The 24,807-nt window shown below is 56.9% G+C and carries 22 protein-coding genes; 12 read left to right on the top strand and 10 right to left on the bottom strand.

Annotation, left to right across the window (positions count from 1 at the left end; translation table 11 throughout):
* Nucleotides 1-40: 40 nt before the first annotated feature.
* The 7 genes from A3K90_RS07275 (at nt 41) to A3K90_RS07245 (ending at nt 8,057) form a co-directional block, all read left to right on the top strand.
* Nucleotides 41-1,021, top strand: a complete 981-nt coding sequence (locus tag A3K90_RS07275; protein ID WP_303681921.1) for a tyrosine-type recombinase/integrase — start codon at nt 41-43, stop codon at nt 1,019-1,021.
* A gap of 80 nt (nt 1,022-1,101) precedes the next feature.
* Entirely contained in the window at nt 1,102-1,422 is a 321-nt protein-coding gene (locus A3K90_RS07270) for an HPF/RaiA family ribosome-associated protein (protein ID WP_303681920.1), read from the top strand.
* Between the two features lie 94 nt (nt 1,423-1,516).
* Nucleotides 1,517-2,515 (top strand): HPr(Ser) kinase/phosphatase, encoded by a 999-nt coding sequence (gene hprK / locus A3K90_RS07265; RefSeq protein ID WP_303681919.1) that lies wholly within the window; start codon nt 1,517-1,519, stop codon nt 2,513-2,515.
* Nucleotides 2,516-2,564: 49 nt separating this feature from the next.
* Nucleotides 2,565-4,292, top strand: a complete 1,728-nt coding sequence (locus A3K90_RS07260; RefSeq protein ID WP_303681918.1) for a peptide-binding protein — start codon at nt 2,565-2,567, stop codon at nt 4,290-4,292.
* 6 nt (nt 4,293-4,298) lie between these two features.
* The gene (locus A3K90_RS07255) at nt 4,299-5,264 is read left to right on the top strand and encodes an ABC transporter permease (RefSeq protein ID WP_303681917.1); all 966 of its coding nucleotides are present in this window, start codon (nt 4,299-4,301) and stop codon (nt 5,262-5,264) included.
* Between the two features lie 14 nt (nt 5,265-5,278).
* A complete protein-coding gene (ruvB, locus tag A3K90_RS07250; protein ID WP_303681916.1) occupies nt 5,279-6,313 on the top strand; it encodes a Holliday junction branch migration DNA helicase RuvB in 1,035 nt (344 codons plus the stop codon).
* Entirely contained in the window at nt 6,261-8,057 is a 1,797-nt protein-coding gene (locus A3K90_RS07245; RefSeq protein ID WP_303681915.1) for a tetratricopeptide repeat protein, read from the top strand. The genes ruvB and A3K90_RS07245 overlap by 53 nt, the downstream gene beginning before the upstream one ends.
* Nucleotides 8,058-8,136: 79 nt before the next feature.
* Here A3K90_RS07245 and nifJ read toward each other — a convergent pair whose 3' ends face one another.
* Complete coding sequence (gene nifJ / locus A3K90_RS07240) at nt 8,137-11,691, bottom strand: pyruvate:ferredoxin (flavodoxin) oxidoreductase (RefSeq protein WP_303681914.1); 3,555 nt, start codon at nt 11,689-11,691, stop codon at nt 8,137-8,139.
* A gap of 255 nt (nt 11,692-11,946) precedes the next feature.
* Here nifJ and rlmB point away from each other — a divergent pair, with 255 nt between their 5' ends.
* The 3 genes from rlmB to gcvPA all read left to right on the top strand — a co-directional run bounded on the left by rlmB (nt 11,947) and on the right by gcvPA (nt 14,519).
* Complete coding sequence (rlmB, locus tag A3K90_RS07235; protein WP_303681913.1) at nt 11,947-12,696, top strand: 23S rRNA (guanosine(2251)-2'-O)-methyltransferase RlmB; 750 nt, start codon at nt 11,947-11,949, stop codon at nt 12,694-12,696.
* A gap of 99 nt (nt 12,697-12,795) precedes the next feature.
* Nucleotides 12,796-13,179 carry a glycine cleavage system protein GcvH gene (gene gcvH / locus A3K90_RS07230; protein ID WP_303681912.1) on the top strand — a complete coding sequence of 128 codons (384 nt, stop codon included), beginning with the start codon at nt 12,796-12,798 and terminating at the stop codon, nt 13,177-13,179.
* A gap of 5 nt (nt 13,180-13,184) precedes the next feature.
* Nucleotides 13,185-14,519 carry an aminomethyl-transferring glycine dehydrogenase subunit GcvPA gene (gene gcvPA / locus A3K90_RS07225; RefSeq protein WP_303681911.1) on the top strand — a complete coding sequence of 445 codons (1,335 nt, stop codon included), beginning with the start codon at nt 13,185-13,187 and terminating at the stop codon, nt 14,517-14,519.
* A gap of 85 nt (nt 14,520-14,604) precedes the next feature.
* On the opposite strand, the gene dapA is transcribed toward gcvPA, so the two are convergent.
* From dapA to A3K90_RS07205, 4 genes are all read right to left on the bottom strand, one after another.
* Entirely contained in the window at nt 14,605-15,495 is an 891-nt protein-coding gene (dapA, locus tag A3K90_RS07220; protein WP_303681910.1) for a 4-hydroxy-tetrahydrodipicolinate synthase, read from the bottom strand.
* Between the two features lie 84 nt (nt 15,496-15,579).
* Nucleotides 15,580-17,301 (bottom strand): DNA repair protein RecN, encoded by a 1,722-nt coding sequence (recN, locus tag A3K90_RS07215; RefSeq protein ID WP_303681909.1) that lies wholly within the window; start codon nt 17,299-17,301, stop codon nt 15,580-15,582.
* A gap of 54 nt (nt 17,302-17,355) precedes the next feature.
* The gene (locus tag A3K90_RS07210) at nt 17,356-17,565 is read right to left on the bottom strand and encodes a twin-arginine translocase TatA/TatE family subunit (protein ID WP_011358337.1); all 210 of its coding nucleotides are present in this window, start codon (nt 17,563-17,565) and stop codon (nt 17,356-17,358) included.
* A 132-nt stretch (nt 17,566-17,697) separates the two neighbouring features.
* Complete coding sequence (locus A3K90_RS07205) at nt 17,698-18,336, bottom strand: phosphatidylserine decarboxylase (RefSeq protein ID WP_303681908.1); 639 nt, start codon at nt 18,334-18,336, stop codon at nt 17,698-17,700.
* A 135-nt stretch (nt 18,337-18,471) separates the two neighbouring features.
* Between A3K90_RS07205 and tilS the strand changes: the two genes are divergently transcribed.
* The gene (tilS, locus tag A3K90_RS07200) at nt 18,472-19,470 is read left to right on the top strand and encodes a tRNA lysidine(34) synthetase TilS (RefSeq protein ID WP_303681907.1); all 999 of its coding nucleotides are present in this window, start codon (nt 18,472-18,474) and stop codon (nt 19,468-19,470) included.
* 21 nt (nt 19,471-19,491) lie between these two features.
* Here the strand turns inward: tilS and A3K90_RS07195 are convergent, their stop codons facing one another.
* From A3K90_RS07195 to trpD, 5 genes are all read right to left on the bottom strand, one after another.
* Nucleotides 19,492-20,538: a hypothetical protein gene (locus tag A3K90_RS07195; protein ID WP_303681906.1), complete on the bottom strand. Its 1,047-nt coding sequence runs from the start codon at nt 20,536-20,538 to the stop codon at nt 19,492-19,494.
* An 11-nt stretch (nt 20,539-20,549) separates the two neighbouring features.
* Entirely contained in the window at nt 20,550-20,990 is a 441-nt protein-coding gene (gene rnhA, locus A3K90_RS07190; RefSeq protein ID WP_303681905.1) for a ribonuclease HI, read from the bottom strand.
* An 81-nt stretch (nt 20,991-21,071) separates the two neighbouring features.
* A complete protein-coding gene (gene rpmB, locus A3K90_RS07185) occupies nt 21,072-21,290 on the bottom strand; it encodes a 50S ribosomal protein L28 (RefSeq protein WP_303681904.1) in 219 nt (72 codons plus the stop codon).
* Between the two features lie 77 nt (nt 21,291-21,367).
* A complete protein-coding gene (gene chlG, locus A3K90_RS07180; protein ID WP_303681903.1) occupies nt 21,368-22,360 on the bottom strand; it encodes a chlorophyll synthase ChlG in 993 nt (330 codons plus the stop codon).
* 149 nt (nt 22,361-22,509) lie between these two features.
* Nucleotides 22,510-23,565, bottom strand: coding sequence for an anthranilate phosphoribosyltransferase (gene trpD, locus A3K90_RS07175; RefSeq protein ID WP_303681902.1), 1,056 nt, complete (start codon nt 23,563-23,565; stop codon nt 22,510-22,512).
* A 126-nt stretch (nt 23,566-23,691) separates the two neighbouring features.
* Here trpD and A3K90_RS07170 point away from each other — a divergent pair, with 126 nt between their 5' ends.
* On the top strand, nt 23,692-24,792 hold the full coding sequence (locus A3K90_RS07170; RefSeq protein WP_303681901.1) for a Xaa-Pro peptidase family protein: 1,101 nt from the start codon (nt 23,692-23,694) through the stop codon (nt 24,790-24,792).
* The last annotated feature ends 15 nt before the right edge of the window (nt 24,793-24,807 follow it).

The raw sequence follows: 24,807 nt of genomic DNA, 5'->3' as shown, positions 1-24,807 counted from the left end.
CTCCTGTCCCGCATTGCAGTCGAACCTTGCCTCCCAATTTGTGAAGGATAAGCCGGCACCATCGTCCGAACGCCTCGTTGAGGATTTTCTGCTCTCGGGCCGTGGACAGAGGAACCTGTCCAGAACGACCATCGTAGCCTACCGGGCAGATCTGCGCCAGTTTTTTTGCTTTCTCGCCCGTCATTCCGGTTCCGGGGAGTTCGATCCTTCAGTAGTTACCCCCTCCCTTGTCCGGATGTTCATGGGCGACCTTCTCCGTCGGGGTCTGCAGCAGCGATCAATTGCCAGAAAGCTGGCTTCCGTCAAAAGCTTTTTCCGCTATCTCCATGAATCGGGTCTCCTGAGTGAGAGCGCACTGTCGGCCGTCTCCATGCCTCGCTACAGCCGCCCCATACCCTCTTTTCTTACCGAACCAGAAGCATCAATGCTGTTTCTGGAGGTTGTTCCAATGGCTACGCACCGGGAGGGGTTCGCCAGCGGCACGGAGTTGCAACGGAATTTTACCCTTCTTCGCGACGCGGCTATCCTTGAGATGCTTTACGGATGCGGGCTCCGGATTTCTGAGTTGACAGGCCTCCGCCAGAGCGACCTGGAAATGGTCGGAGGGTATGTGAAAATAACCGGAAAGGGTAGTAAACAGAGGATCGTTCCCCTTGGTGCACCGGCCGTTTCTGCCCTCAAAAAATATTTTGAAGTCCGGCGAAACTTCTTTAGAATATCTTTAGACGGGGCTGCTGGGGAGTCAGGCTATGTGTTCCTGACCAACAAAGGCAAACAGATCTATCCCATGCTTGTCCAGAGGATGACCCGCAGGTACCTTGCTGCGGTTACCGAGCAAAAGAAGAAAAACCCGCATACGCTGCGCCATACTTTCGCCACCCACCTCTTGAACGGCGGAGCCGATCTTCAGAGCGTCAGTGAAATGCTCGGCCACAGCAACCTTTCGACGACTGAAATCTATACCCATGTGACTTTTGAACGCCTCAGGGAGGTTTACAGTAAAGCTCACCCGAAGGCATGAGGCTTTGACGGTCCGGCGCTTTTTCCTGCCCGGACCTTGTTCCTTCATTCTTTTCACCCATATATCCTAGGGAGGTTGTTATGACGAAAGATACAGGCAGCGAGATGCCCACCATCAAAGTCACCCTGCGCCATTCCAATAACCACAATGCCATAGAGGAGTATGCCCGCAGTGCTGTACAGTCGCTCACGAAGCTTTATCCGGCAATCCTTACGTGCCACGTCATCCTCGACCACCAGAATAATGATTTTGAGAGGAACAAGAACGCTGAAATAACGTTGCATGTGCCGCAGCATGACTTTATTGCCAAGGAGTCCGGAACGGCCTATGAGCTGTGCATCGATGCTTGCGTGGATGCGCTTGGTCGGCAGCTTCTGAAGTACAAGGATAAAATGCATTGAACACGGTCCCGATGGATCGGCGGGGGCATAGCCTCCGCTGATCTACGGGCCGCCGTCTGCCGCAGGAGTTTCCATCACCCTCGATGCCCGATTCATGACCCTCGACCAAAAAGGCTTGAAAAAGCGATCAGTGACGGTCGCCTATTTTTTTAACAACATCGGCAAGAACCATGACATCCGGCTCAGGCGGATGAATGCCGTCGATGAGCAGAAACGGCGGATTTTCGAGCGGGACCTGCACCGACCGGGGCTGGCGCTGGCGGGGTTTACAAACCTGTTTACCTACAAGCGGCTACAGATTCTCGGCAACACCGAGACGCGTTTCCTCAACCATCTCGGCGAAGAGGAACGTAAGGCGGCATTCGCCAACCTTACGCGATTCAAGGTGCCCTGCATCATCCTGACGAGCAACAACAAGCTCCAGCCCGAACTGCTCGACATGGCTACGGAGGCCGGGATACCCGTCTACGTGACCCGCCAGTCGTCCACCAAGGCAATCTACCTTGTTACGGATTTCCTCGACGACCAGTTCTCCCTCTACCAGCAGTATCACGGTTCCATGGTTGATGTGTACGGTGTCGGTGTCCTTTTAACCGGCAAGAGCGGCCTCGGCAAGTCGGAGATCGCCCTTGATCTCGTCGAGCGGGGCCACGGTCTCGTCGCTGACGACGTGGTGGTGATCCGCAGGAAAGGGGAGACCATGCAGCTGAGTGCATCGCGCAACAACATCATTGACCATTTTATGGAGATCCGTGGCCTCGGTGTGGTCGATGTGAAGGCGAATTTCGGCATCCGTGCCATCCGTGACGTCAAGGAGGTGCTGGTGGTCGTAGAGCTCCTTGAGTGGAACAAGGAAATGGAATACGAGCGGCTCGGTCTGGATACGAAGACGATCAGGATCCTCGGCGTCGATGTGCCGCTGGTACAGCTTCCAATTTTCCCCGGAAAGAACATCACGGTGATTATCGAGGTGGTCGCTCTGAACTTCCTTCTGAAACGCTATTCGAACTATGTGGCAGCTGAAGCACTGACTGACAGGATAAAAAAGGTGATCAACAATGACGACAGAACCGAAGGTGATATCCTTGTCTGAACGATGCAGGGCCCATAGCGGCCTTTGCCGGATACTGCAGCTCCCTTTCATGCTGCTCCTGCTTTTTTCAACCGCCTGCAGCAAAGGCGGAGATGGGCATGCTGGCGGAACGGCCATGGATTCGACCCTTGTCATAACCTCGCTCGGTGATGCCGACTACCTCAACCCGGTCATCGGTGCTTCAGTCACATCGTCCAACATTTTCGGTCTCATCTACCCTTCGCTGCTCCAGAGCGAGTTTGACACCACGACAGGACTGCTCAACTATATGGCACTGGAGAAGCAGCTTCGTTCGTCACCCTCCGGCCATACGGCCAAAACCCCGAAAGCGGCCCTCGCCAGAACTTGGCGGATGGCTCCGGACCATCGCTCCATCACCTACACCCTGCGCAGCGATGCATACTGGGACGATGGCAAGCCGATCGTCGCAGGCGATGTACTCTTTGCTTACCGCCTCTACGGCAACCCTGTGATAGCCAGCCCTCGCCAGCAGTACCTTGCCGAACTCGAGGGAGCCGAGAAAGGGGAGATAGACTTTTCGCGGGCGGTTATGGCGCCAGACGACACCACCCTTGTGTTCCGGTTTCACAAACCTGTGCCTGAATATCTGGCTCTCTTTCATACCTCGCTGACACCGATGCCGGAGCACTTCTGGCACAACGTCAAGCCTGAGGAGTTCCGGAACTCCCCGCTCAACCGCAAACCCCTCGGTGCCGGACCCTACCGGCTGAAGTCCTGGAAGCCTCAGCAGGAACTGGTGCTCGAAAGCAATCACCGTTCCAACCTGCCTAAGCCCGGCAATATACCGCAGCTCTCATTTCGGGTAGTGCCCGACTATACCGTCCGCCTCGCCCAGTTGCAGACAGGGGCTGTGGACGTGGTTGAGAACATCAAGCCTGAGGACTTTCAGGGCCTTATGTCATCGAAGAACCCTGTTGATATCAAGAATGTTGGGCTGAGGGTTTATGATTATGTCGGCTGGTCGAACATCGATCAGGACGAGTACCTCAAAAGCGGCCGCGCTGTGCCGCATCCGCTTTTCGGTTCCGCGGCCGTGCGCCGTGCGCTGACCTTCGCCATGGACCGTCAGTCGATCATCGACGGCTACCTCGGCCGGTACGGGGTTCCCGCAGTAACTGATATTTCCCCGTCCCTGAAATGGGCCTTCAACGAGAAGATTCAGCCCTATCCTTTCGACCCGCAGAGAGCCCTTTCCATGCTTAAGGCTGAGGGGTGGGTGCCGGGACCTGACGGAATCCTCCAGAAAGACGGACGCCGTTTCAGCTTCTCCCTTTACACCAATGCGGGTAATGCCCGGCGCAACTATGCAAGCGTCATCATCCAGCAGAATCTGCGCAGGATAGGCATCGAGTGCAAGCTCGAGGTTCAGGAGTCGAATGTCTTTTTCGACAACCTGCAGAACCGCCGCCTCGGAGCCTGGATGGCGGGTTGGTCGATCGGCCTGGAGATCGATCCGATGGATGTCTGGGGTTCGGATCTCGAGAAAAGCCGGTTCAACTTCATGGGGTATCGCAATCCTCAGGTTGACAGGCTTTCCGCCCTTGCCAAGGAGAAAATGAACCCGCTGGACGCTCGTCCCTACTGGCTGGAGTATCAGGAAATCCTGCACCGCGATCAGCCTGTCACCTTTCTTTACTGGATTCGGGAGACTCAGGGGTTCAGCCGCAGGATAGAGGGTGAGGAACTGAACATTTCCGGAGTATTTTACAACATCGATGACTGGACGCTCAGTCCCTCCCGAACCCTTGCGCCATAGAACCGCATGCTGACCTATATTTTCAAACGGCTCCTGATCGCCATTCCGCTCATCTTCGGGGTTCTGACCCTGACCTTCTTCATCATCCGTCTTGCGCCGGGTGATCCTGCGGCTTTTTTCATCCAGCCCGGCATCAGCCCGAACGTCGCCATGCAGATACGGGAGCAGTACGGTCTGAACGACCCGCTCCCGATCCAGTATGTGAAGTGGCTTGGCCATGTCCTGCAGGGAGATTTCGGTCGAAGCTTCAGCCGTGCCCAGCAACCGGTGCTGGAGGTCATCGCCAGTGCGCTGCCGATCACCGTTACCATCGCTCTGCTTACCCTCATAGCCAACTTCACCTTCGGCATCCTGATCGGCGTGATATCCGCCGTTCGCCAGAACAGCTTCATCGACCGGTTCCTGACGGTGACGGCGCTCTTTTTCTATTCCATGCCGGAGTTCTGGTTCGCTCTCATGATGATCATCCTCTTTGCCCTCAAGTTTCCGCTTTTTCCCGCCTCAGGCCTTAATGAGGTGGGAGCTGAAGGGTTCGGCCCGTTTGGATTTGCCATGGACCGGCTTTGGCATCTGGTTCTGCCTGTTACGGTGCTCAGCATAAACGGAGCGGCCGGTATTGCCCGTTACGTACGGGGGAGCATGCTCGAGGTGATCCGCCAGGACTATATCCGCACCGCGCGGGCAAAGGGGCTTCCTGAACGCCTGGTCATCTTCCGTCACGCGCTCCGCAATGCCCTGCTTCCCGTCATCACACTCATGGGCAGTTCGCTGCCGTTCATCTTCAGCGGAGCTCTCTTCATTGAGGTGATTTTCGCCTTTCCAGGGATGGGCAGGGTGACGGTTGAAGCCATTTTTGCGCGGGATTATCCGCTTATCATCGCCAATACTTTCATTTCAGGGATCCTCATCGTCTTCGGCAACCTTATTGCCGATGTGCTCTACGCTGTTGTTGATCCCAGGATCAAGCTGTGAAACCAGGGAGCCACTTGAGAACAGAACTGCTCAATACCCCCGCTGATGCTGTTGAACTGCGGATTGAAGACCAGATCCGCCCGCGGCGGATGGAAGACTTCACCGGCCAGCAACGGCTGACAGACAACCTGAAGGTGTTCATTTCCGCGGCCAGAATGCGCGGAGACGCCCTCGACCATGTCTTGCTTTCCGGTCCTCCCGGACTCGGCAAAACGACCCTGGCTCACATCATTGCCGAAGAGATGGGCGGCTCACTGAAAGCGACCTCGGGACCGATGCTTGACAAAGCAGGGAATCTGGCCGGGATTCTGACCAGCCTGCAGGGGGGCGACGTGCTCTTCATAGACGAAATCCACCGCATGCCTCCGGCCGTCGAGGAGTACCTGTATTCGGCCATGGAGGATTTTCGCATCGACATCATGCTCGACAGCGGCCCTTCGGCCAGAGCCGTGCAGCTCAAGGTTGAGCCCTTCACCCTCGTCGGTGCGACGACCCGTTCAGGTCTTTTGACTGCTCCGCTCAGGGCTCGCTTCGGTATCAGCAGCCGGTTTGACTATTATTCACCGGAGTTGCTCGAAACAATCCTCATGCGGTCATCCTCCATTCTCGGTATCGGTATTGAGCAGAATGCGGCTTCAGAAATCGCAGGCCGGTCACGCGGTACCCCCCGGATTGCCAACCGCCTGCTCCGTCGTGCCAGGGATTTCGCACAGGTCGACGGCATGGAGATTATCAGCCGCCCGACAGCCATGAAGACTCTCGATTCTCTTGAAATCGACGAGGAGGGGCTCGATGAGATGGACAAGAAGATCATGGATGCTGTCGTCAACCGCTTCAGTGGCGGTCCTGTCGGCGTCAGTTCGCTCGCTGTCTCGGTCGGTGAGGAGCCGGACACCATTGAAGAGGTCTACGAACCCTATCTCATTCAGGCTGGCTATCTTTCCCGCACCCCCCGCGGACGGGTGGCGACACAGCGGGCGCTGCTCCGGTTTTCGGATGGAAGCTCCAGATTACGGGGGACCCTGTTCGATGGGCCGGATCATGCCTGAAGTGTTCCGGCGCTATGAGCCCGAGGTTCCGCGTAGCGCTCGGGGGGCGGTGGGGCTGCTCCTCTTCATTCTGCTTTTTATGGTGTCCTGCAGCTCCGCTCCCGTGCGAAGGGCCGAGCTGGAAGCCCGCCGTGATTCCCTTGATGCCGTGATGGAGCGGGAGTTCTTGAAGGCATCGTTCCTTGACGCCAGGGGTGATTATTCCGCTGCCATAAAAGGGTACCGGGAGTTGCTCCGCCGCCAACCGCAGAATGCTGCGCTTTACTTTTCAACTGCAAAGGCCTTTCTTTCTCTCGGAGAGCTCGATTCGGCGAGGGTGTATGGAGAGCGCTGCGTTCAATTGAACCCTTCCAATCGCCATGCACTAGGCCTGCTTGCCGATGTTTCCCATGCGATGGGTGACATGGAGCGATCGGTGCAGCTTTACGGGAAGCTGGCCGGGATGGATCCCGGCAATACGGAGCTACTGACGTGGCTTGCCATGGAACACCTTTCGGCTGAACAGCCCGAAGAGGCTCTTTCGGTGTTTCAGCGGGTGCTAAGCCTTGATCCCGGTAATGAGGCGGCCCGTTCGCACGTACTTCTGCTCCAGATCAGGATGCACCGCTATGCTGAGGCCATCGCTTCGCTTCGGGAAATGACGAAGGGTGGCGGCGGGGACGAACGGCTCAGGTTCACGCTCGGCGGGCTGTACCTTCGCACTGGTGATTACGCCGATGCGGCAGCCACCTTCCGGGAGGCCATTGACGCCTCGCCCGGTTTCATTCCTGCCTGGTTGGCGCTCTTTGAGGTCTCTGTCCGCTCGAAGGACATGATTTCGTTCCGTTCCGATCTTTTGCGCTTCTATGATACGCTGCATCCTGTCCTTCCAAAAAAACTTGAACTGACCCGATTTTATCTCTCGGAGTCGGTATCTGACAGCCTCTACCGCATCCCGGCAAAAATCATGCTCAATGAAACCTGCCGCCTCCATCCGAAGAGCGCCGAGCCGCTGATGCTGAGAGGATGGGTGCGCATGCGCGAAGATGATCCCGGTGGTGCTGTGAGCGATTTTAGGGCGGCGGTGCCGCTGGACCTGAAAAACAGCGATTTGCGTGAGAGCCTGGTGTCCGCCCTTCTTGTATCCCGCCAGTTCTCTTCTGCCCGTAAGGTCGTGCTTCGCGCCAGACAGGATTTCCCTTCCGAACGGCTGCGTTTCCAGATACTGGAGGGCTATGCGCTTTATGAGTCGGGTAAGGCTCGGCAGGCTGTGCCCTTGCTTGAGCAGGCGCTTCGCTCCCGGGGGATTTCAGAACAGCGAGCATTGCAAGCCAGAGCGCTCAGTACCTTGGCATTTGCATACGATACCCTGGGGTTATCAGCTAAAAGCATGCCGTTGTATGAGCAGTTGCTTGTTCTTGAACCGGGTAACCCCCTGGTTCTTAACAATCTGGCATACAGCCTCGTCATGGAAGGCGTCGACATAAAGCGGGCGCGTCAGCTGGCAGAATCGGCGGTGTTGAAAGAGCCTGACAATGGGGTTTATCTGGACACGCTCGGATGGATCCTTTATCGTCAGGGAGAACTTGCGGAAGCTCGTCGTCGCCTTGAGCGGGCTATGGAGCTGGAGCCTCTTGAGCCAGAGATTGTCCGACATCTTGCTGAACTCTATAAGGCAGCAGTAGAAACGGAAAAGTCGGAATCCATGCTGAAGAAGGTCGAAGAGCTCCAACTCAAACGCGCTCTTCCGGCAGCGGGCAGATGAGTATGGGATATTGGAACAGATAAAAGAAAACGGCGGGGGTTCCCGCCGTTTTCTTTTTATCACTCTGAAGAGAGCGACTTTACTTTGCCTCGAAGGTGCGTGCTGCCAGGTACTCGTAATGAGCATAGCGGGCGTCCACCTCTTTCTGGATTGCTTCGAAGTAGGCATCGGCAATATCCGGGTGGCTTTTCTTGAGCATCCTGAAGCGGTTCTCCATGTTGAGGAACTGCGCCACGGGGATTTTCGGCTTCTTCGAGTCAAGCTGCAGGGGGTTCAGTCCCTCTTTGAGGCGGTCAGGGTTGTAGCGGAAGAGGAGCCAGTGACCCGAATCGACGGCAGCTTTCTGATTGTCAAGGCCGTGTTCCATGTTAATGCCGTGCGCAATGCAGTGCGAGTAGGCGATGATGATCGAGGGGCCATCGTATGCCTCAGCTTCAAGGAACGCCCTGAGGGTCTGTTCGTCACGGGCACCAAGGGCGACGGATGCGACATAGGCGCTGCTGTAGCTCATCGAGATGAGGCCGAGATCTTTCTTGGTGACCGGCCGGCCGGCAGCAGCAAATTTTGCAATCGCCGCCTTCGGGGTGGATTTTGAGGCCTGTCCGCCGGTATTGGAGTAGACTTCCGTATCGAGTACCAGAAGGTTGACGTTCTTGTTGCCTGCGGTGACATGGTCAACGCCACCGTATCCGATGTCATAGGCCCAACCGTCTCCACCCACGCCCCAGACGCTCTTTTTGACAAGCATGTCTGCAACCGAGAGCAGGTTTTTAGCATCGGATGAACCGATACCGGCAATTTTCGATTTCAGTACCGCCACGCGTTTCCTCTGTTCGAAGATTTCAGGTTCACTCACCTGACGGGCATCGAGGATTTCGCCGACGAGGGTATCGCCGACAGTGCCGGACATTCTCCGGAGGAGTTCAGACGCATATTCCTGCTGCTTGTCGATGGAGATCCTGAATCCGAGAGCAAACTCGGCGGTATCCTCAAACAGGGAGTTGGACCATGTCGGTCCGAGACCCTCAGCGTTGCATGTGTATGGGGTGGTCGGCAGGTTGCCGCCGTAGATCGATGAACAGCCGGTGGCGTTGCCGATGACAAGCCGGTCTCCGAAGAGCTGGGTCATCAGCTTTACGTACGGGGTCTCGCCGCATCCCGAGCAGGCGCCGGAGAATTCGAAGAGAGGTTCCTGCAGCTGCTGTTCCTTGATCAGCTTCGGGTTGATTTTCGTACGGTCGAATTCCGGGATGTTGATATAGTAGTTCCAGTTGTCGACTTCCGTTTCGCGGAGCGGCTCCTGGGGCGCCATGTTGAGCGCCTTGCGCTCGGGGTTCGCCTTGTCGCGGGCCGGACAGATGTGTGCACAGACCTTACATCCTGTGCAGTCCTCCGGAGCCACCTGGATGGTATACTTCATTCCTTCCCAGTTCACGCCCTTGGCTTCCATCGATTTGAAGGTGCGGGGGGCGTTCTCGAGGTATTTCGGGTCGTAGACCTTTGCGCGGATTGCGGCGTGGGGGCAGACCATGGCGCACTTTCCGCACTCGATGCAGAGGTCGGGTTCCCAGACCGGGATATGCGATGCCAGATTGCGTTTTTCGAACTTCGCAGTTCCGCTCGGATAGGTTCCGTCTGCCGGAAGTGCGCTGACGGGGATTTCATCGCCTTCGCCCGCAATGATCTTGGCCAGAACGTTGCAGACAAAGTCGGGGGCTTCTCCGACGATTGGTGCACGGAGTGTTTTCTTGCTGTCGGCGACTGCGCCGATTGCGACTTCATGCAGGTTAGCCAGCGTATTGTCGACTGCCTTGATGTTCTGGTTGACGATCTCGTCGCCTTTCTTGCCGTAGGTGACCTTGATGGCGTGCTTGATCTGCAGGATGGCCTCCTCACGGGGAAGAACACCGGAGATGGCGAAGAAGCAGGCCTGCATGATGGTGTTGATGCGCTGGCCCATGCCGCTCTCACCGGCGACTTTGTAAGCATCGATCGTGTACATCTTCGCCTCTTTTGCAATCAGGTGCTCCTGCACGGTGCGCGGCAGGTTGTCCCAGATCTCTTCGGGGGCGAAGTGCGAATTAAGGAGAAGCGTGCCGCCTTTTTTGAGGTTTTTTACCAGATCGATCATCTCCAGGAAGATCCAGTGGTGGCAACCGATGAACTGGGCTTCGGTGATGAGGTAGGTCGAATGGATCTCTTTGGGTCCGAAGCGAAGGTGCGAGGTCGTAATTGATCCCGCCTTCTTGGAGTCGTAGACGAAGTAGCCCTGAGCGTAGTTCGGGGTGTTTTCGCCGATGATCTTGATGCTGTTCTTGTTGGCGCCGACCGTACCATCGGATCCGAGGCCGTAGAAAAGTGCGCGGAACATTTCGTCCGGCTCGATCGAGAACCCGTGGTCGTAGTCGAGGCTCAGGTTGGTGACGTCATCAATGATGCCGACGGTGAAGTGGTTCTTCGGCGAGGCTGCGGCCATATTGTCGAACACGCCCTTGACCATGGCGGGGGTGAACTCTTTCGAGGAGAGACCGTAACGGCCTCCGGTGACGTTCGGCATGGCCTGAAGAAGACCTTTGGAGACACCTTCCATGAGGGCGTTGACGCCGTCGAGGTAGAGCGGCTCGCCTGCACTGCCCGGTTCCTTGACGCGGTCAAGGATCGAAACGGACTTGACTGTCTTGGGGAATGCCGCGACAAAGCGTTCGATATCGAACGGACGGAACAGGCGGACATTGATGACGCCGACCTTTTCGCCGTTTTTGTTCAGGTATTCAACGGTCTCGCGGACGGTTTCGACGCCGGAGCCCATAAGCACGACAACGCGCTCTGCGTCAGGCGCACCGTAGTACTGGTAGATTTTATAGTTGCGGCCGGTCAGCTCACCGAACCTGTCCATCATCCGCTGGGTGATGTCTGATGCTGCCGTGTAGTAGCTGTTCACCGTCTCCCTGCCCTGGAAATAGGTGTCGGGGTTCTGCGAGGTGCCGCGGATGAACGGGGCATCGGGGGTCATGCGGCGGCTGCGGTGTGCGATGACGAGATCCTCGGGGACCATCGCCTTGATGACGTCGTCGGAAACGACCTCGATTTTTGCGATCTCATGAGAGGTGCGGAACCCGTCGAAGAAGTGCATGACAGGGACGCGCGATTCAAGCGTCGCGGCTGCGGAGATGAGGCCAATGTCCATGGCCTCCTGAACCGAGCTTGAAGCCAGAAGCGAGAAGCCCGTGCCGCGGACGGACATGACGTCGCTGTGATCACCGAAGATGGAGAGGCCCTGGGCTGCCAGTGAACGGGCCGAGACATGGATGACGCAGGGTGTGAGCTCGCCTGCGATCTTGTACATGTTGGGGATCATCAGAAGAAGCCCCTGCGATGCAGTAAAGGTGGTGGTCAGTGAGCCGGTCTGGAGTGCGCCGTGCACTGCGGCAGCTGCACCTGCCTCGCTCTGCAGTTCGTCGATTTTCGGAACGGTACCCCAGATGTTCTTTTTCCCTTCGGCTGACCAGGCATCCGAATACTCGCCCATCGGTGATGCCGGTGTGATTGGATAGATACAGATTACTTCGCTGGTGCGGTAGGAGACGTAAGCGAGTGCTTCATTTCCTTCCATGGTTTTATATGTCCGGCTCATACTGGCAGTCACTGGATTTGTAATTAATGAAAGGCATGTACAAGTACTGTACGACAGAAACAACTGCGGATGGAGTGGAATTAGTTGCTTCCGCCGGGGAGAAAATCGTTTCGAGGCGAATGACAAGATAGAAAAAAAATCTGATATTGCTGAATTTAATTACATTCAGGTGTCCCTCTCCCGCTTGCGGGGGCTCATTTCGGGCCGTTTTTTGCGGGCCGATTCTTTTGCATAATTCTGCCATTTTTCAGACTCATGATTGAAGGGGAATATCCCGAAAATATCGTCTACGGACGCAACGCTGTTCTTGAGCTTCTCCGCGAAAAGCCCGGGAGCATCGAGAAGATCTATTTCCAGTTCAATACTTCTCATCCGAAGCTGAAGGAGATTCTCATCACTGCCCGGCGCCAGAAGATCGTGACGGGAAAGGCCCGTCTGGAGAAGCTTTCGCTCATCGCCGGGACTACGAAGCATCAGGGGGTTGCCGCCCTTGTCAGCACCCTCACCTACTATAGCGCCGAGGAACTGCTCTCGACACCACGTAACAGTGCGCCCCTCCTTGTCGTCCTGCAGGGGCTCGACGATCCCCACAATATCGGAGCTATCATCCGGACCGCCGAGGCAGTTGCGGCTGACGGGGTCATCCTCGTTGAAGGCAAGGGCGCCCCGGTCAACGCCGTTGTACATAAGGCTTCGGCCGGTGCACTGTCGCACATGCGGGTTGCCAAGGTGAAAAGCCTGGTGCGATGCCTTGAGCTTCTCCACCGCGAGGGGGTTCAGGTGCTTGCCACCGACATGGAGGCTGAAACAAACTATACCGATGCCGATTTCAGGAAACCAACCGCCATAGTTCTTGGCGCGGAAGGCTCCGGACTTGCTCCCGAAGCCATGGAGTTCTGCGACCGGGTGGTGCGCATTCCGATGGCTGGCTGCGTTGAGTCGCTGAACGTCTCCGTTTCGGCGGGCGTGATGTTGTATGAGGCCATGCGCCAGCGCCTGTCCTGAGGAGATGTTGGGGGGCGGCCCTCGTCGCATTTGTTTGAAAAAAAGTATTAACTTAATCCTTACGCATCAGCTGTTTTCAATCACTTAACCTTTTCTGTCATGAACGTTCCAGCCGATCTCCGCTATACCAAAGACCATGAATGGATACAGCTGCTCGACGATGGCGCAACCGCGCTTGTCGGCATCACGGATTTCGCCCAGTCGGAGCTTGGCGATATCGTGTTTGTGGAACTGAAGCCTGCAGGTACGGCCCTGAAGGAACATGAGATTTTCGGAACGGTTGAGGCAGTCAAGACAGTTGCCGATCTTTTCGCTCCCGTGGCCGGTGAGATCCTGGAGGTGAACGCCGGACTTGACAGCGCCGAAACGGTGAATCAGGACCCATACGGCAGCGGCTGGATGGTGAAGATGAAACTCGCCGATCCCGCCTCGGTCGGGACCCTTCTCGACGCTGCCGCCTACCGCGAACTGATCGGAGGGTAAGCGACATGCCATTCATCGTTAATACCGATGCGGACAGGGAGTCGATGCTCCATGCCACAGGGGTTTTCTCGTTCGATGAGCTGATCGTCGACATCCCCCGTGAAGTCCGCCTCAATAAAGCTCTTGAACTCGCACCCGCTGCCGATGAGATGGATGTCCGCGCCATGCTCGAAAGCATGGCAGCCGCCAACCGCAGCACGGCTGACTATGTCAGCTTCCTCGGAGGCGGCGCCTACGACCATTTCCTTCCCTCCGCAATAAAGGCGATTGTCTCCCGTAGTGAGTTTTATACGGCTTATACGCCTTATCAGGCTGAGGTGTCCCAGGGGACGCTGCAGGCCATCTATGAATACCAGAGCCTCATCTGCCGCCTCTATGGGATGGATGTGACCAATGCATCGATGTACGACGGGGCTACGGCTCTTGCTGAAGCGGTGCTGATGGCCATGAACGTCAATGGCCGTCAGAAAGTGGTTGTGGCCGGCAGGCTGCATCCCTGGAACAGTTCGGTGCTCAAAACCTATCTTGAGGCCTCGGGTCACAGTGCCGTTGTGCAGAATGCCGTGGAAGACGGCGTCGGCAGCGTCGATGCCCTCCGGGCTCTCATGGATGAAACGGTTGCTGCCGTTGTTGTACAGCAGCCGAATTTCTACGGATGCCTGGAGGACGTTGCATCCATCGGAAGAATTGCCCATGAGCACGGGGCGCTTTTCATCGTCTCTGCCAATCCTGTCTCGCTCGGCGTGCTTGAGGCTCCCGGCGCATACGGAGCCGACATCGCGGTCGGCGAGGGCCAGCCCCTCGGCAGTTCACAGAGTTTCGGCGGCCCGTACCTCGGAATCTTTTCCGTCCGTCAGGAACTCGTGCGCAAGCTTCCCGGCAGGCTCGTCGGCATGACGAAGGACTCGAACGGGCAGGACGGATTCATTCTGACGCTCCAGACCCGGGAACAGCATATCCGCAGGGAGAAAGCCACTTCGAACATCTGTTCAAACCAGGCACTCAACGCCCTGCAGGCAGCGGTCTACCTGTCTCTTCTCGGAAAACAGGGCCTGAGTGAAGTTGCCGGTCAGTCGCTCTCACGGGCGCACTACCTTGCCGGCAGGATCGCCGCCATTCCAGGATTCTCGATCCGCTATAATGCGCCGTTCTTCAATGAGTTTGTCGTCAATACGCCCATTGCGCCCTCCGAGGTGGTTCGACAGATGCTGGAGAAAAAAGTATTTGCCGGTTGCGACCTCAGGGAGTTTGGAGATGAGGGTCTGCTTGTCGCGGTGACTGAAAAACGCACGAAAGCACAGCTCGACATGTTTGCCGATGCGCTTGGCGAACTTGGCTGAGGCCGGGGTTACAGGCGATATGGACGTACCCAATAAAGAAAGGCCGGTTCTGCTGGCCTTTCTTTATTAGTCATTTTTTGCGTTTTCAGACCAGTCCGAGGATTTCGAGTTCGCGGTCCATTGCGGCTTTTGACGCCGCTGAGAGGGGAACGAGGGGGAGACGGTATGTTTCCTCCAGCATGCCCATTCGCATAAGGGCGTATTTCACCGGAACGGGATTGCTTTCGATGAAGTTGAGCCGAAGGAGGCGGCGGTATTTCCGATTGAGCGCTCTGGCCTCTTCCAGATTGCCTTCACTGACGCTGTCGACAAGCCGCTTGATTGCTCCCGGAATCTGGTTGGCTGCTACGGAAATGACTCCGTCGCCACCCATGGCCATGAACGGGAGGATGAGCGGGTCTTCGCCGGTGAGAACCGAGAAGTGGTCCGGCCGGCCGTCGAGGAGTTCGGCGATCTGCTGCATGTTGTCGGTGGCCTCTTTGACTGCCGTGATGTTTTCGAAGTCGCCGGCAAGGCGGAGAACGGTGGCCGCATCGACATTGCATCCGGTCCTGCCTGGGACGTTGTAGATGATGATGGGCACCGATACGGCTTCTGCGACGTGGCGGTAGTGTTGGTAGATGCCTTCCTGCGATGGTTTGTTGTAGTAGGGTGCTACGGAAAGTATGGCTTCCGCTCCGGCGGTCTCGGCGTTTTTGGCTAGACGGACGGCCTCGACGGTTGCATTGGTTCCGGCTCCTGCTCCGACGATGATCCTTCCCTTCGATGCATCACGGACGGTTCGGATGATGGTGGCCTGCTCGGTTTCGGTGAGGGTCGGCGATTCACCTGTGGTCCCGCAGGGAATGATGATGTCGGTACCGGCATCCAGATGGAATTCAACGAGGCGGGTGAGTGTTTCGACATCGACCGTAAGGTCTTTATGGAAAGGTGTGACCAGCGCAACGGCGGAGCCTCTCAGGTGTCGTGTGGACATATGCTCTATTCTTTTTTTCTGTCGTGAATGTTCAGGGTGCCCGAAGTATAAGGCAATCTTCGCGATTTTCTAAACGGCTGGCCCTCAATCCTTGTTCGGGGGGTTGGACCGGGCGCCCTGAAGCAGCTCGTCGGCAAGATTGCGTGATGAAGGAGTGACCTCTTCTCCGCTGATGAGTGCGGCGATTGCCTCACGGCGGCTCTCCCGGTCAAGCGGGGTTACCCGTGTTGCGGTTCTGCCGTTCTCCACCGCTTTATGGACAGACATGTGGTGTTCCCCCATGGCTGCGATCTGCGGCAGGTGGGTGATGGCAATGATCTGGTGAAGGCGGGAGAGGTTCTGCAGTTTTTTTGCGACGCTCTGGGCAATACGGCCACTGATGCCGGTATCGATTTCATCGAAGATGAGAATCGGCAGCTCCGCCATTCCCGCAAGCGCGCTTTTCATGGCAAGCATGACTCTTGATATTTCCCCGCCCGAAGCGATTTTTGCAAGCGGGCGTGGCGCTTCACCCGGATTGGCCGAGAGCATGAACTCAACCGTGTCGTATCCTCCCCCCGAAAGACGGTAACTCTTTCCTTCAAGTGTAATCTCCCCTTCGGGATCCTCATCATGGGTGAAACGGGTCAGGAATACAGCTTTCGGTATCCCGAGTTCCGTGAGGTTCCGCATGACGGTTTCTTCAAGCCTCCCGGCAGCCTCCTGCCGTCTCTTTGATAGCGCTGCAGCTGCCAGTGAGAGCTTTACTTTCTGTTCCTCCGCGAGGGCTTCTTTTTCCTTCAGGCGTTCTTCGCTTTCTCCTTCTTCGGCAAGCAGGGCTTCAAGGCGCATGAGCATATCGGGGAGCTCATCAGGAGCAACCCCGTATTTTTTTGCCGTCCGCTGGATTTTGTGCTGTCGTTCCCTGAGGCTTTCCAGTCGTGTCGGGTTGAAGTCGATGGACGATGCGTAGCTGCGGTTGAAGCGATACAGCTCATCGACAATTCCTGTGGCGCTTTGTGCCTCCAGCCAGAGCGGCTCGAAGCGAGGGTCCACTGCAGCGAGTTTTTCGATGATGTGCAGGGCCCTGCCGAGTTCCGGATAGATGGCGCCGTCTCCTTCATAGAGGATGGCGCTCAGTGCCTCGGTGTGTTCAGCAAGCGTCTCGGCGTTTTCCAGCAGGTTGATCTCCCGGTCTATCTCCTCACTTTCTCCAGCACCGAGGCCGATGTCGGCGAGTTCGCGCTGCTGGAATTCGAGCAGATCCCGTTTTTCCTGCATTGCAGCGGTATTTTCCCTGATTTCGCGGCACAGGCGGCGCAGTTTGCCGAGCTCTTCCTGCATGGCGGTGCATGCTGATGCTTCGGCAGCGGTGAGGGCAAAGTCGTCGAGCATGCCGATGTGGGTGGCGGGGTTGAGGAGCATCTGGTGCTCATGCTGCCCGTGCAGGTCGATGAGGAGGTCTCCGGCAAGACGGAGTGTGCCGGCGTTGCAGGGTGTATCGTTGATGAAGCTCCGCGACTGTCCGGTGGCGGAAAGCTCCCTGCGGAGGATGAGTTCCTCCATTGCTTCGATGCCGGCGGACTCCAGAAGCGGTGCCATTGCAGCAGGAATGTCATGGCGGAAGACGGCTTCAATGACCGCCTTGGGGGCCTCGCTCCGCACCAGTTCGCTGCTTGCCCGATCACCAAGAACGAGGCCCAGGGCGCCGAGCAGGATCGACTTGCCTGCACCGGTTTCACCGGTGATGACGGTGAGGCCCTCCTGGAACTCCAGGGACAGCTCTTCGATCAGTGCAAAATTTCTGATGTACAGGCTGTGAAGCATGGTTCGTGGGTATGGGAGTGGTAGAAAAAGCCCGGTGTCGGGCTTTTTCTGGCGTTATTCCCTGTCAGGACCGAAGTCCTTTTTCTTCGGGGTCTCGTCGTCCATGGCCTTGTTGAACTCATCCTCCATCTCGTTCTGGGCTTTCTTGAACTCCTTCATACCTTTGCCGAGCCCCTTTGCCAGCTCGGGGAGTTTTTTTGCACCGAACAGCAGGAGAATGATCATGAGTATCAGTATGAGCTCCTGGCCACCTAGTCCAAACATCTTCAGTCCTCCGCAAGGGGTTAAATAGTAAATCTTGTATCCGTAGATACCTATATACTCAATAGGGCCGCTTTATACAAGCATTTTCCTGCGGGCCTTCCCCCTCCTCCGGCCTTCCGGGGCTAAGGGTAGTCACCAGCGGGCAATAACGGTTTCTCCGGCGCGGGTCTTTCCACCAACCGCTACTGCGGGAGTCGATCCCTGCGGGATGAAGATATCTACTCTCGAGCCGAACTTGATCATTCCGAACCGTTTTCCTGCCTCCACCAACTCTTCCATCCGGAGGGGGCAGACGATGCGGCGTGCAATGAACCCCGAGACCTGGCTGAAGAATACCTTGAGGCTGTCCGATTCAATGCCGATGTCCATGCGTTCGTTTTCCTCCATGCTCTTATGGTCGAATGCCATGTTGAACGAGCCCGGATGGTACTGGAGAAGGGTGATCCTGCCGCTCTGAGGTATGCGGTTGACATGGACGTTCAGTGGCGACATGAAGATGCTGATGAGGGTTGAACGGCTGCCGGTGAACGGGTGGTCGTGCTCTTCGACAAGTATCACCCTGCCATCGGCAGGTGCAAGGATGACTCGGCCGGTTTCGGCCGGCGTCCGGTCAGGGTCGCGGAAGAACCAGAATGCAAAACCCAGAATGGCTGCGGCCGAGAAGACGAGGAATGCTGTGGCGACGGGCGGAAAGAAGAGCCCTGAGACGGCGATGGCTGTCGCAAGGATGGTGGTTTTCAGGATGGTGGAGCGTCCGTAGGGTGTGAGCATGACAGGGGGGGCTTGATGTCTGTTTGGTAGCATGATAATGAATTTATCGGGTTCCCCCGCAACAACGAGGGAGGATTTTCAGCGCCGCGCTTTCAGCACTGCTTGCGTATATTGGCAGGAAGTAGCGGCAGGGCAATGAAAAAAACGTATGGATTGAACACTCTGGAAAAACGGTTCCTGGAACAGATCACCGTTCATCGCCTTGTCGAACAGGGCGACAGGGTGCTTGTTGCCGTGTCCGGTGGTGCGGATTCAATAGCCCTCCTCACGCTTTTCATTGCGGTGCAACCTGCTCTCGGCTGCACCCTTGCCGTCGTCCACTGCAATTTCGGCCTCCGGGGCGCTGAGAGTGATGCCGATGAAGCGTTCGTTCGTGAGCGCGCCCGATTGATGGGTCTGCCCTGTTTTGTGCGGCAGTTCGATACCTTGACCTCTGCCGGGGCCTGCAGGCGCTCGGTGGAGGAGGAGGCCCGGGTACTCCGCTACGGGTATTTCCAGGAACTCATCGAGAGGGAGGGGTATACGAAGGTTGCTACCGGCCATCATGTGGGTGACAATGCCGAAACCATGCTCTTCAACCTGTTCCGGGGTGTGACGCTGCCTTCGCTGCGGGGCATCCGGTCCCGTCGGGGATGTATCATCCGGCCGCTTCTCTTCATGCACAGGGCGGAGATCGAACTGTACCTTGTGCAGCAGGGGATAGGGTACCGGACCGATGCTACGAATGCCGACGACCGGTACGACCGGAACTTCATCAGGAACCGTGTGATCCCCCTCATCGAGGAGCGATTCCACGGCAGATTCCTGTCTTCGATGCAGCGTCTCTCGGAGCAGTCGGGGGAACTGGAGGCGTTTCTTGAGCTTTATTTCGATCGGCTGCTTGCAGGGACCCCGGAGCTCTCTACAGGACAGGGATGGCTTGGAGTGGAAGCTCTCCGGCAGTTGACGGCCTTTGAGCAGAAAGAGGTGTTCAAACGGGCACTTTCGGAGCTCGGTCTTTCAATCGACAGTGCAGTACTCAGTCGGCTGACTGGTCTTCTCGGGCTGCAGCCGGGTAGAAGGGTCGAGCTGTCGAGAGGGATTGAGGTTCTCTGGAAGGACAGCCGGCTCTGTTTCCTTTGCCGGCTGTCCTGAGGGTGGCGGATGGGATCAGTTTCAGTTATTCCTGTCGCTGCTTTCGGTCGTTTGGGTGAAGGTTTCCAGCGGAAGATCGGCCCTGACGATTACTGACTCAAGGTTCTGCTGGATCTGGATCTTTTCGAGCAGGGCTCTTGTTTCAGGAGTTGTCCTTTCCGTCGACATGGCGGAGAGCTTCACTGCGCCCCAGAGGAAGGTCGATGCGAACCAGGCAGCCTGCTTTGTTTTGTATACCCACTCGGTTTCGGTTTTGATCCCGTCATTCATTTGTACCGAGAGGGCCAGGTGCTGTATGCGGTTCAGGTTGCCGAGGGCGTTGACATCGGTGTTTTTCGATGTCAAACTTTTCAGTGCACTCGATGTCCATGCTGCCGAGGGGAGTGCGAACCAGAGGTGTGACTTATAGGCGACCTTCTCAATCATGGCTACGGCAAGCGAGTCGCGGGCAAGGAAACTGCCCTCGGGGTTCAGGTAGCCACTGAGCATCGTTTTGTTGTCGGCCAGTACCGCTTCGCCCGGCCCTGTCCTGGAGATCCAGAGGGTGCTGTCGATGCCGTAGCATTGCTGCCCGGCAATGATGTCAGTTTCCCGGCTGGCGCGCCGCAGCAGTTCAGGAGAGAGTTTGGAGGCGAAAGGACCCTTCGCCACGCAGAGGAAATGCTGGTCACGGTATCCGCTTTTGCGGAAACTGACGAGGAGGGTGTCGATGTCACGGGCGGGAATGATGGCTGCCGCTGTCATCAGTTTCTGAAGGGTTTCAGGGGCTTCGAAGAGCGGCATGTCCCGTAGTGAGTCGGGAAGCACTTCCTGCCAGAACCGGCTCTTCCGGACATCTTTCATGCCCAGGTATATGATGGCATCGGAGTTGCCCGGGATGCGCTCTATCAGTGATTTAACAGCTGGTGACAGGGGCTCGGGCTCGGGGCGCGGTTTCGGCCAGTTGATCCAGAGTACGATGGAAAGGAAGCCGAGAAAGCCGAGGAGGCTCATCACCATGAGGAGCCCGGATCCTTTCTTCAGTGAGCGCTTCAGCGGTGCACCCGTGTCTGCGGGATTGCTTTTCATCTGTCGGCTGGTTATGGTTTCTTTTGGATGGCCTGGCGGGCCAGTTCGTCACAGCGGTTGTTGTAGGGGTTGTCGCTGTGCCCCTTGACCTTGTGGAAGGTGACATTGTGGCGTGCCGTCAACTCGAGAATCTCTTTCCAGAGGTCGGTGTTTTCGACATTCTTTTTTGCCGCGGTTTTCCAGTTGTTGCGGGTCCAGCGTTCCAGCCAGCCTTCCCTGAAGGCGTTGACCACGTAACTTGAGTCGCTGAAGAGTTCCACCTTGCAGGGTTCCCTGAGCGCCCTGAGAGCTTCGATTGCGGCGGTCAGCTCCATCCGGTTGTTGGTGGTGGCAGGAGAGTAGCCCGAAAGCTCACGCACGGCGTCGCCATACATAAGCATGGCCCCCCAGCCGCCTTTGCCGGGATTGCCGCTGCATGCCCCGTCGGTATAGATGGTGATTTTTTTCTGCATCGACAAAAAAGGCTCAACCCTTTCCGGTTGAGCCTTTCAAGAACTGTTTGACAGAGATCCCCCGATTGGACGGGGCTGGTGTTACTTTATCAGTTTCGCGAGTTCGGCGGTTCCCGTCTTTGCGATGATTTTCATTGCCTTGGCTGAAAGCTTCACTTTCACCCAGCGCTTCTCCTCTTCAATCCAGATCCTCTTGGTATGGAGGTTCGGTTCGAAACGGGTGCGGCGGTGGTTGTTGGCATGGGAGACTGTATTGCCGTACTTGGGCCTTTTACCGGTCAGTACACAGACTTTGGACATGAGTGCGATCTCTAATGGAGTTGAAAAAATGAACCGGAATATACTAATTGTTTTCAGAAAAAGGAAAAGTAATGTTCCTAAGGCCTGATGCCAACGGCGGCCACCATCATTGAGAGCACATAGAGCAGGGTGCCGAAGGCGTTGTACCAGACCGCTTTATCCCGTGGGTTGGCGATGAGGATCCGCTGCATCGGAAGCTGTGCTATGAGAAGGACTCCGGCAATGGCAAGCATGCTGGTGGATCCTTTGTAGAGGAGGATGCCCATCGCCGCGACCTGTGCCAGATCCATGACGGCTGCGGCAAGGATGGCTGCTTTGCGTTCCCCGAGCTGCACTGGAATGGAGGCCACCTTGCGGATGTTGTCGCCGACGATTGACTTGAAGTCGTTGAGCGTCATGATTCCATGCGCTCCGAGGGAGAATATGAGGGCCAGAGCGATGGTTTCGCCGGAGGGAATGCCCTGAGTGATGGCAAAGCTGCCGGTCAGCCACGCCACCCCTTCATAGGCTAGTCCTACGATAAGGTTGCCGAACCATCCGTTGCGTTTGGCCCGCAGCGGGGGGCCTGAATAGGCATGCGACATCAATACGCCAACAAAGGCTATCGCCATCACGTAGGGATGGATGGAGAGTGCAACGAGGAAGCCGGTGAGGATGAGGCTGAAGGTAATCAGCCAGCTGGCTGATTTCGATATCTTTCCCGATGGGATGGGGCGTTCGGGTTCGTTGATTGCATCGACCTCGCGGTCGAAATAGTCGTTCATGGTCTGCGACATGGCGCACATGAGCGGACCGGCGAGGATGACTCCCCGAAGGAGGATGGACCAGTTGTCCGTGATGCTTTCACCGGTAGAGACAACTCCGCAGGCAAATGCCCACATGGGGGGAAACCAGGTGACGGGCTTCATCAGGGGCAGGATTGCCCCCGGTTCAATCCTAAACCCCGGACGGTTTACATTGTCAAGCGCTTCGGCTATCAGCTCCCGGCGAGAATCGCTGATGCCGGAGCGGCGGAGCTTTTCACTGAGGGGTTGCTGTATGTCGGTCTGCGGCATTGTGGAACCGTTCATGGGGTGCAATTCTTCTCACTTCAGCGTTCATGGGCGGCCTCCGGTTGTCTCCCTGATGGACGGCTGACTCCCCCCGAGAGCATGGACCGTCAATCAAAAAAGGCCATGAAAGACAGTATACAAGTTTTTTGAAAAAAATGTATGGCTTTTCAGTCGCCCGTCCTGCGGTATCTGGCGTTCAGTTCCCGGCTTGCTTCGATGATGGCTTCTGCGTTGCGTTTTGCCGTCCCGTGGCTGATGGCTTCCCGGGCAACGCATACTCCTTCGTCGATGCAGTTGGCGACGCCTCCGACATAGCAGGCGATGGCGGAGGCGAAGATGGCCGCTTCCTGGTGCGCATCGGAGGCTGTTCCGTTGAGGATCTTTCTGATGATTTCAGCATTTTCCTCACGGCTTCCACCGGCGATGTCGCCGAGAGGCCATTCATGCAGGTGGAACTCTCCTGGACGGACGATGTGGGAAGCTGTTTCGCCGTTGTGGAGCTCAATGATCCGTGTTATGCCGCAGATGCTCGGTTCATCAAGCGGCTGTCCCTGGTCGGTTTCACCGTGCACGATGAGGGCATGGTAGCAGCCCGCTTTTCGGAGCGCTTCTGCGTATAGCTCCATGAGTTCAATATTGAACACCCCGACCATCTGACGTTTGACACCGGCAGGATTGAGCAGGGGACCGAGGATGTTGAAAATGGTCCGAGTCCCGATTTTTTTGCGGATGGCGGCTACCGCTTTCATCGAAGGGTGATAGAGCGGCGCGTGCAGGTAGGCGAACCCTGTCCTGCCGTAGAGCTCTTCGGTCGCCTCGGGTGGGAGTTCGATGCAGAACCCGAGTTCCTCGAGTACGTCGGCGCTGCCGCAGCGGCTCGTGACGGAGCGGTTCCCGTGCTTGGCGATGCTGACGCCTGCGGCGTTTGCAATGATGGCTGCCGCAGTGGAAATATTGAAGGTGCCCGCGCTGTCGCCGCCGGTGCCGCATGTGTCGATGGCGCGCTCGTCAAGATGGATAGGGGTGGCGCGCTCGATGATGCTGTCTCTGGCTCCTGCGATTTCATCGGCGGTAATGCCGTTTTTCTGCAGGAGCGTCAGCAGGGAGATGATGGTCTCTTCGGAAAAAAGCCCTTCCATGATGCCGTCCATGCAGCGTTTCGTTTCATCGTAGCTCAGCTGCTGTCCTGCTTGAAGCTTTTCAAGTAATTCCTGATGCGGCATTACACTGATTTGTTGGCAAATGGGTGGAAATATTCGTAAATCCCCAATAATAAGAAGAATTGCCGGCTATGCAAGCGTATCGGGGGGGTGGGTACGTCTTTTTCACTAAAAAATATTCAGGTTTCCATGGGTATGTCAGGAATCGAGGATTACCGGAAGGCATCGCTCGCCACCGTCCGCAGTGCAATGGAGGAACGGGAGCTTGCCGGGTTCATCATAACCGATCTCTCGACCATCCGTTGGCTGACGGGTTTTTCCGGCTCGAGTGCCCGGGTGCTCGTGACACCGACAGTCTGTCGCCTTTTCACGGATTTCCGTTACGCAGAGCAGGCTAGAGGGGAGGTTGCTGTTGCTGAGACTGTTGTTGTGTCCGAATCGGTAGCCTCCGAGCTGGCTTCGGGTCGCCATCCGCTCCGGGGACTGGAACCGGTCGCGCTGCAGTCAGACAGCATCGGCTGGCTTGAGGCGACTCGTTTCATTGATACACTCAGCGGGTGCTGCCGTCTGCAGCCTGTGGCGGGTTTTTTCAATGACTTCAGGATGGTTAAGAATCCGTTTGAACTGAGTCTCATGCAGGACGCAGCCGACATCAGCGGGAAGGTGCTGGACGCGGTGGTGCCGATGCTCTCAGAGCGCGTGAGTGAATGTGATATCGCCACTGAGATCTCCTGCCTTCACCGGAAGCATGGCGGTGAGAAAGATTCGTTTGATCCCATTGTCGCTGGCGGCGTGCGGTCCGCAATGCCGCATGCCCATCCGACCGGAGAGCGATTCCGGGAGGGGATGCTTGTAGTCATCGACATGGGCTGCATGGCGGGAGGCTATGCCTCCGACCAGACCAGGACCATTGGTCTCGGACGGGTGCCGGACGAGGCGCGCCGGGTCTACGAAATCGTCCGCGAGGCACAGGAGCTTGGCATCCGTTCGGCCCGGTGCGGGATGAAGGCAAGAGAGCTGGACGCCGTTGTCCGCTCGTTCATTGCCGGTCACGGGTACGGTGAGGCTTTCGGCCATGGGCTCGGCCACGGGATCGGTTTAGAGGTGCATGAGGAGCCGCGCATCAGCTTGAAGGGAGAGGCGGTGCTGCGAGAGGGTATGGTATTCACCATTGAACCCGGCATCTATCTGGAGGGCCGGTTCGGGGTTCGCATTGAAGACACGGTGGTGATGGAGGCGGATGGAGCAAGACCCCTGCAGCGGTTCACGAAGGAACTGATTGAGCTGTAAGGAGCCGGTGCGAAC

Origin of the sequence: Pelodictyon luteolum (assembly GCF_001622165.1) — a bacterium.
Taxonomy (GTDB): Bacteria; Bacteroidota; Chlorobiia; order Chlorobiales; family Chlorobiaceae; genus Chlorobium; species Chlorobium luteolum_B.
The sequence above is the reverse complement of the archived record's forward strand: the minus strand, read 5'-3'. Positions and strand labels throughout refer to the sequence as shown.

Coding starts and splice junctions, on each gene's coding strand:
- A3K90_RS07270 (WP_303681920.1), top strand. CDS start 1,102: ATGACGAAAGATACAGGCAGCGAGATGCCCACCATCAAAGTCACCCTG.
- hprK (WP_303681919.1), top strand. CDS start 1,517: ATGACCCTCGACCAAAAAGGCTTGAAAAAGCGATCAGTGACGGTCGCC.
- A3K90_RS07260 (WP_303681918.1), top strand. CDS start 2,565: ATGCTGCTCCTGCTTTTTTCAACCGCCTGCAGCAAAGGCGGAGATGGG.
- A3K90_RS07255 (WP_303681917.1), top strand. CDS start 4,299: ATGCTGACCTATATTTTCAAACGGCTCCTGATCGCCATTCCGCTCATC.
- A3K90_RS07245 (WP_303681915.1), top strand. CDS start 6,261: ATGGAAGCTCCAGATTACGGGGGACCCTGTTCGATGGGCCGGATCATG.
- nifJ (WP_303681914.1), bottom strand. CDS start 11,691: ATGAGCCGGACATATAAAACCATGGAAGGAAATGAAGCACTCGCTTAC.
- rlmB (WP_303681913.1), top strand. CDS start 11,947: ATGATTGAAGGGGAATATCCCGAAAATATCGTCTACGGACGCAACGCT.
- gcvH (WP_303681912.1), top strand. CDS start 12,796: ATGAACGTTCCAGCCGATCTCCGCTATACCAAAGACCATGAATGGATA.
- gcvPA (WP_303681911.1), top strand. CDS start 13,185: ATGCCATTCATCGTTAATACCGATGCGGACAGGGAGTCGATGCTCCAT.
- dapA (WP_303681910.1), bottom strand. CDS start 15,495: ATGTCCACACGACACCTGAGAGGCTCCGCCGTTGCGCTGGTCACACCT.
- recN (WP_303681909.1), bottom strand. CDS start 17,301: ATGCTTCACAGCCTGTACATCAGAAATTTTGCACTGATCGAAGAGCTG.
- A3K90_RS07210 (WP_011358337.1), bottom strand. CDS start 17,565: ATGTTTGGACTAGGTGGCCAGGAGCTCATACTGATACTCATGATCATT.
- A3K90_RS07205 (WP_303681908.1), bottom strand. CDS start 18,336: ATGCTCACACCCTACGGACGCTCCACCATCCTGAAAACCACCATCCTT.
- tilS (WP_303681907.1), top strand. CDS start 18,472: ATGAAAAAAACGTATGGATTGAACACTCTGGAAAAACGGTTCCTGGAA.
- A3K90_RS07195 (WP_303681906.1), bottom strand. CDS start 20,538: ATGAAAAGCAATCCCGCAGACACGGGTGCACCGCTGAAGCGCTCACTG.
- rnhA (WP_303681905.1), bottom strand. CDS start 20,990: ATGCAGAAAAAAATCACCATCTATACCGACGGGGCATGCAGCGGCAAT.
- rpmB (WP_303681904.1), bottom strand. CDS start 21,290: ATGTCCAAAGTCTGTGTACTGACCGGTAAAAGGCCCAAGTACGGCAAT.
- chlG (WP_303681903.1), bottom strand. CDS start 22,360: ATGAACGGTTCCACAATGCCGCAGACCGACATACAGCAACCCCTCAGT.
- trpD (WP_303681902.1), bottom strand. CDS start 23,565: ATGCCGCATCAGGAATTACTTGAAAAGCTTCAAGCAGGACAGCAGCTG.
- A3K90_RS07170 (WP_303681901.1), top strand. CDS start 23,692: ATGGGTATGTCAGGAATCGAGGATTACCGGAAGGCATCGCTCGCCACC.